We start from the raw sequence: 6,710 nt of genomic DNA on the forward strand, positions 1-6,710 counted from the left end.
CAGGACGTTCGCCGTCATGGCCACGATCGGGATGTCGCAGGCGGGCGGCGCCAGGGCGCGGATGCGCCGGGTGGCCGTGAGCCCGTCGACCCGCGGCATCTGGACGTCCATGAGCACGAGATCGTAGGCGCGCCCCGCCGCGACGGACGATCCGACCGCCGTGATCGCCTCGGCCCCGTCCCCGGCGACATCCACCGTGTAGCCCTGGGATTCGAGCACCGCGCAGGCCAGTTCCTGGTTGAGCGGGACGTCCTCGACCAGGAGCAGCCGGATCGGGGAGGCTGGCACGGCGCCGGCCGCCGGGGCGGCCACGGACTGCGACCGCAGCAGCGCCGGATCCGCCTCGATCCGGTCCTCCGCCGCGTCGGCGCCCTGCTCGCCCCGCGGCAGCACCAGGCGGAACCAGAAGGTCGAGCCCTCCCCCTCGCGGCTCACGACGCCGATCTCGCCGCCCATCAGGGTCACGAGGTGCCGGGAGATCGCGAGACCGAGGCCGGTGCCGCCGAACCGCCGGCTGATGGAGCCGTCGACCTGACTGAACCGCTTGAACAGCCTGTCCTGCTGCGCCGGCGCGATGCCGATGCCGGTATCGATCACGGAAAACCGCACCGCGTCGCCGGGGCGACCGTCGGCGGCGCGATCATCGCCTTCCCGCTCCACGGTCACCGTAACGGAACCCTCGGGCGTGAACTTCACGGCGTTGTTCAGGAGGTTGAGCAGCACCTGACGCAAGCGTCCCGCGTCACCGATCACGAAGGTCGGAAGGGCCGGGTCGATCCGGGCCTCGATGGCGAGGCCGCTGCGCAGCGCACTGCCGCGCACGATCGAGACCGTCCCGTCCACGATCGAGACCAGCGGGAAGGGGACCGGATCGAGGGTCAGCTCGCCCGCCTCGATCTTCGAGAAGTCGAGGATGTCGTTGACGACCGTGAGCAAGGCCGCTCCGGAACTCTGGATCAGCTCCAGGCGGCGCCGGTCCTCGCTCTGGATCGCATCGCCGTCGAGGAGCAGCTCGGCATAGCCGAGGATGCCGTTGAGCGGCGTGCGGATCTCGTGGCTCATCGCGGCGAGGAACTCGCTCTTGGCCGCGCTCGCGCGCTCCGCCTCGGTGCGAGCCGCCTCGGCATCCCGCGTGGCGGTGCGCAGGGCCGCCTCGACCGCCTTGCGCTCGGTGATGTCGAGATGGAGGCCGACCATGCTCTGAGGGTGCCCCTCGGCGCCGCAGAGCGTCCGCCCGCGCGCGTAGAGCCAGCGCCCGCCGGCCCGGAATTCGGCCGCATAGGAGGTCCCGGACTCGACCGCCCGTCGGATCTCGATCCAGACATCGGCGACGTCGTCGGGATGAATCAACGCGGTCCATTCGGACGCCGACAGCGTGTGCGCAGCGCCGTTATCCCGCAGACCGTGCATCCGGGCGCTTTCCGGGCTCAGCGTGACGAGCCCCGTGCGCATGTCCCAGTCCCAGGTGCCGGCCTCGGCGGCGTCCAGGGCGATGCCCAGCAGGCCGCGGGCCTCCTCGACGGCGAGCCGCGCCGTGATGATGTCGTCGACATCGAGTGCGGTCCCGAGCCACTCCGCCACAGCGCCGTCCGCCGGATCGAGGCGGATCGGAATCAGCGAGATCTTGTGCCACCGGTAGAGGCCGTCGTGGCGGCGGATCCGCCACTGGCCGCTATAGCCCGTCCCGGTCTCGACCGCCCGGGTCCAGGCCGCCTCCATGGCGGGCGCATCCTCCGGGTGGTTCCGGATCAGGCGCTCCGCGCGCTCGGGCCCGATCGGCCCGTAATAGGACTGGAACTGGGCGTTGGCGTAAGTGGACTGTCCGTCCCCGACCCGCATGGTCCAGACCAGCAGCGGCAGCGCCTCGGCGAGGCCGCGATAGCGCAGCTCGCTCCGGCGCACCTCGTCTTCGGCGCGCCGGCGCTCGGTCACGTCGATGAGAACGCCGACGAGGCCGGCATTGGGGTCCTCCCCCCGGCACATGCCGCGGACGACCACGTCGCGGAGCTCGCCGTCCGGACGGATCAGCCGCGCCTCGAAATCGAATCGCGTTTGCGGGCGAACGCGTCGGCGACAATCGCCTCGAGCCGGGCGCGGTCGTCGGGATGGTAGATCTGCAAGAAGGCGTCGAGACGCGGTGGCGGTGTCGCGGGGTCGCGACCGGCGATAGCGTAGAGGCTGGCCGACCAGACCGGCTGACCGTCCGAGAGGTCCACGCGCCAGTTTCCGACGCTGGCGAGTTGCTCGGCCATCAGGAGCTGGTGGTTCGCCGCCTCCTGAGTGCGGGACCGGGCATGGATCTCGCGATGCTGCTCGCGGATCACCGCCTCGCGGATCGCGGCCTGCGCGATCTCGCGTTCGCGCTTGGCATTGGCCTCCGTCAGCCTCAGATGGGCCACGACGATCGCGGCGAGGTCGCGGAAGGCGGCGGCGTCCGCCGGCGAGAGACCGGCTCGGGGTTCCGGGTCGGCGAGGCAGAAGGTACCGATCCGCAGGCCGGGCTCGAGGCTCAGCGGGATACCGGCATAGAACCGGATCCCGTCCGGCGCAGCGACGGCGGGCAGGTCACGGAAGCGCACGTCGAGCCGGGTGTCGGGTACGACGAGCAGGGCATCGCTGCGGATCGTGTGCTGGCACAGGCTCTGATCCCGCCGCATCGTGGTCGGCAAGGCCTGGCAGGGCGTCTTGAGCCACTGCTGCGTGTCACCGAGGAAGGCCACGAACGCGTGGCGCACGCCGAACAGGCGGCAGGCTGTCCGGCAGACGGCCTCGAAATGCGGCTCGGGCGGCGTGCCCACGATCCCGAGGGCCTCAAGGGCGGCGAGCCGATCGCCCTCGTTGTCCGGCTGTGTGTTCACGTACCGTCTCCGGGTGCGGATTGGCAGCTCGGCCGGAGCCGAGCGATGCCGCGCCTAGCGCCGCGTTTCAAGCGCACCCGCCTGCGGCGCGCCCGCGCGCAGCCGCGCCGCCTCCAGCGCCCAGACCATGCCCAGCATCATGTAGACGTGGCGCCACTTCTCGATATCGATCTGGACCGCCTGCAGGAAGAACATCAGCAGCGCCGGCCAGACGATCTGCGCGTGCGCCCGGACGGGCGACGGCCGTGCCAGGAGCCGGAACCCGACGATGCCGGTGATCACCACGAGGCCGATGAACACCGTGCCCCCGAGCCAGCCCCCGTTGGCGAAGGAGCCGATATACGAATTGTGCGGTTCGAGCCCGAAGATCAGCCGCCAGTGCATCGGCCCCATGCCGAACGGCCGCTCCAGCAGCATCGCGAAGCCGCGGATCTGGTTGCCGAAGCGGCCGGTCTCGCCCTGGTCGTAGTCCTGGGTCAGGGCCGCGCGGGTTTCGAACATCTTGTGGACGTGGTCGACCGAGAGCAGCCCGATCACCGCGACGGTGCCGAGGACGACCGTGGCGAGGGTCAGGAGCACGATGCGGCGGCGCAGGCGCGGGGCGGTGCTGCCGGCATAGACCGATCCCACCATCAGGAGCACCGCGACGACGCTCCCGCCCCAGGAGCCCCGCGAGAACGACAGGAAGATGCCGGCGACGATGATCAGCAGGCCGACGAGCGAGACCAGCGGTCGCCGGGTCGAGCCGGTGAGCAGGCCGTGCATCAGGTAGAGGGCGCCGAGCGTCAGGAAGGAGCCGAACACGTTCGGGTCCTGGAAGGTACCCGAGGCCCGGTCGTATTTGTAGAACAGGTCCTCGATCCCGAGCCACTGGAGATAGCCGACGATGCCGAGCACCGCCGAGAACACGCAGCTCGCCGTGTAGGCCTTGAGCGCCAGCTCCATCCGGGCGTGGGTGTCGTCCGCGAAGAACATCGCGAAGAAGATGCAGGTGATCGCGAGGTAGATCAGCTGCACCGTCCAAGTGACCGGGAACTCCTCGTTCAGGTAGGGCAGCAGCGCGGAGACGATGGCCGCGAGGTAGAGCAGGAGGAGTGCGACCAGGGGCACCGCCCCGCGGTGCAGCCGCACGCCGAGGCAGAGCCAGAGCAGGATCGTGGGGATCGCCACCGCGTCGTACGGGGAGGTCTCCGAGAAGGCGAAGCAGGCGAAGAAGATGAACGCCGCAAACAGCGCCTTGGCCAGCCCCTCGACGGCCACGATGAGCGGGAGTCCGCCCGCGATCCCGGACGGGACCGGGCCTGCAGGCGCTGCGGTGTGGGCCATGGCTACGCGGGCTCCGCGGGCCGGTTACGCTGGCCCGCTCGTGCCGTGATGCCATCCAATCGTTGAGAATCGCCTTCGGGCGGCGCTCAGGGCCCGGCCGCCCCCGTGGGAGGCGGCCGGTCGGCTCACGCGCGGCAGGCCTCGAAGCCCTCCGTGATCGCCGCCGGATCGAGGTTGCGCCCGATAAACACCACCCGCGAGACCCGCTTCTCGTCCTTCCCCCAGTCGCCCTGCACGTCGCCGTCGAGGATCATGTGCACGCCCCGGAAAGACGAGCGGCTCCGGCTCGTTCGGGAAGGCCACGATCCCCTGCCACCGAAGGATGTCCGGACCCTGCGACTGGGTCAGGTTCGAGATCCACGGCATGAACTTGTCCGGATCGACCTCACCCTCGATCTTGGCCGAGACCGAGCGGATGTCGGAATCGTGATGGTGGTGGTGGCCCGCCTCCAGGANGTCGGGCTCGACGTCGAGGATGCGGTCGAGGTCGAAGGCGTTGCGCTCCAGCACGGCCTCGAGGGGCACCGCGCAGTTCTGCGTGCGGTGGAGCTTGGCCAGGGGGTTGATCGTGCGGATCTCGGCCTCGACCCGGTCGAGGTCGGCCGGGGAGACGAGATCGCTCTTGTTGAGCAGGATCACGTCCGCGAAGGCGATCTGGTTCTTCGCCTCGGGCGCGTCCTTCAGGCGGTCGGACAACCACTTGGCGTCGGCCACCGTCACCACCGCGTCGAGGCGGGCGGCCTCGCCCACGTCCTGGTCGACGAAGAAGGTCTGCGCCACAGGGGCCGGATCGGCGAGGCCGGTGGTCTCGACGATGATCGCGTCGAACTTGCCCCGGCGCTTGACCAGCCCATCCATGATCCGGATCAGGTCGCCGCGCACCGTGCAGCAGACGCAGCCGTTGTTCATCTCGAACACTTCCTCGTCCGCGCCGACGACGAGGTCGTTGTCGATGCCGATCTCGCCGAACTCGTTGACGATCACGGCGTAGCGCTTACCGTGATTCTCGGTGAGGATCCGGTTGAGGAGCGTGGTCTTGCCAGCGCCGAGATAGCCGGTGAGCACGGTGACCGGGATCTTGCCGGCGGCTGAGCCGGATGCGGCCGGGGCGGGAGCGTTGCTCGTTTCGGACATGACGGGTTCTTCGGTGACGGATTCGGGATCGGGCGGGTCAGGCCCCGCGAGCGTTGTCATATTGTAACAAATCCCGTCAAAGGAAGACGGGGCCACACGGTTTCGCGACTGGGGCGCCAGATCGATTGCCTGTCTGACAAGCTTTGCTCTAGGCACGCGTTGCTGCCGGGAACCATCCCGCGCAGCGCCATAGAAAAGCACCAGCGATCGCATTGATCTTGGCGTCGTCCTGGCACGAATCGTACCCTCGTCAATCAGCCCGGTCCCTTGGCCCGGACCTAGAAGATCATCCGCATGGACGCCCGAAATCCGCTGGACCAGGACGAGGCCGTCACCGTGCCCCCGCGCAACCGTCGGTGGGCCGGCCTCCTGGTCGTCGCCGTCCTGCTCGCGGCCGCTGCGGGCCTGGCCTTCGCGTTCTCCGACCGGACCCGCGAGACGGCCTCGAACCTCGTCGCCGCGCTGACGGGGCTGTTCGCACCAGGCAACCCTGACCCGGGCATCGATGTGGAGAAGGCCGGCCCGGTGGAACGGGTGTTCCGGCCCTCCAAGGAGCAGCGCGCCGCCTTCGAGATCCTGCCGGTCGCCAACCTCGTGTTCCGGCCCGAGGGCACCGCCGAGGGACGGATCGCCCTCAACGAGGACGACAACGTCCCGGTCGTCTCGCCCTATGCCGGCCGCGTGACGAAGGTCCTGGCCCGCGCCGGCGACGACGTGAAGGCCGGCGACGTTCTGCTGACGCTCGAGGCCACCGACATGGTCCAGGCGCAGAACGACTATCAGGCCGCCGTGAACAACCTCCAGAAGCAGCAGGCGCTTCTGAAGCTCGACCAGACCATCGCGCAGCGGCAGCAGGAGCTGTTCCAGGCCCACGCGACGGCCCTGAAGGACTACCAATCGGCCCAGAACGACGTCATCGCCGCCCAGAGCGACCTGAAGACCGCCGAGGGCGCCCTCGACGCGGTGAAGAACCGTCTGCGGATGCTGGGCAAGACCGACGCCGAGATGGCCGCCTTCGAGAAGAAGGGCACGATGAGCGCCGAGACGCAGATCCGGGCACCGATCGCCGGCACGATCGTCCAGCGCAAGGTCGGCACCGGCCAGTACCTCTCCGCCTCCAGCGACCCGGTCTTCGTGATCGGCGACCTGTCGACGGTGTGGCTCGTCGCCAACGTCCGCGAGAGCGAGATCCCGAAGATCCGCATCGGCCAGGAGGTCGAGGCGAAGGTGGCGGGCTTCGGCGCCCGGGTGTTTCAGGCCCGGGTGAACTACATGGCCTCCAGCCTCGACCCGGCGACGCGGCGGCTGGCCGTGCGCAGCGAGGTCGACAACCCGGACGGGTGCTGCGCCCGGAGATGTTTGCCACCTACACGATCATCACCGGCAAGGGCG

4 protein-coding genes and 1 pseudogene are annotated in these 6,710 nt (G+C 69.5%); 1 reads left to right on the forward strand and 4 read right to left on the reverse strand.

From position 1 onward, the window contains the following. The 4 genes and pseudogenes from I53_RS24765 to I53_RS24775 form a co-directional block, all read right to left on the reverse strand. Window positions 1–1,998, reverse strand: a 1,998-nt coding sequence (locus I53_RS24765) for an ATP-binding protein (RefSeq protein ID WP_251982445.1), incomplete at its 3' end; no start/stop codon positions are given. 26 nt (window positions 1,999–2,024) lie between these two features. After that, complete coding sequence (locus I53_RS35495; RefSeq protein ID WP_251982446.1) at window positions 2,025–2,858, reverse strand: GAF domain-containing protein; 834 nt, start codon at window positions 2,856–2,858, stop codon at window positions 2,025–2,027. Window positions 2,859–2,912: 54 nt separating this feature from the next. Beyond that, window positions 2,913–4,184, reverse strand: coding sequence for an O-antigen ligase (locus I53_RS24770; RefSeq protein WP_043355737.1), 1,272 nt, complete (start codon window positions 4,182–4,184; stop codon window positions 2,913–2,915). Between the two features lie 125 nt (window positions 4,185–4,309). After that, window positions 4,310–5,531 (reverse strand): annotated as a pseudogene (locus I53_RS24775) (GTP-binding protein). A gap of 81 nt (window positions 5,532–5,612) precedes the next feature. On the opposite strand from I53_RS24775, the gene I53_RS24780 reads away from it, so the two are divergent. Beyond that, on the forward strand, window positions 5,613–6,710 hold a 1,098-nt coding region (locus I53_RS24780; protein WP_251982447.1), incomplete at its 3' end, for an efflux RND transporter periplasmic adaptor subunit.

The organism is Methylobacterium sp. B1, from assembly GCF_000333255.1.
Taxonomy (GTDB): Bacteria; Pseudomonadota; Alphaproteobacteria; order Rhizobiales; family Beijerinckiaceae; genus Methylobacterium; species Methylobacterium fujisawaense.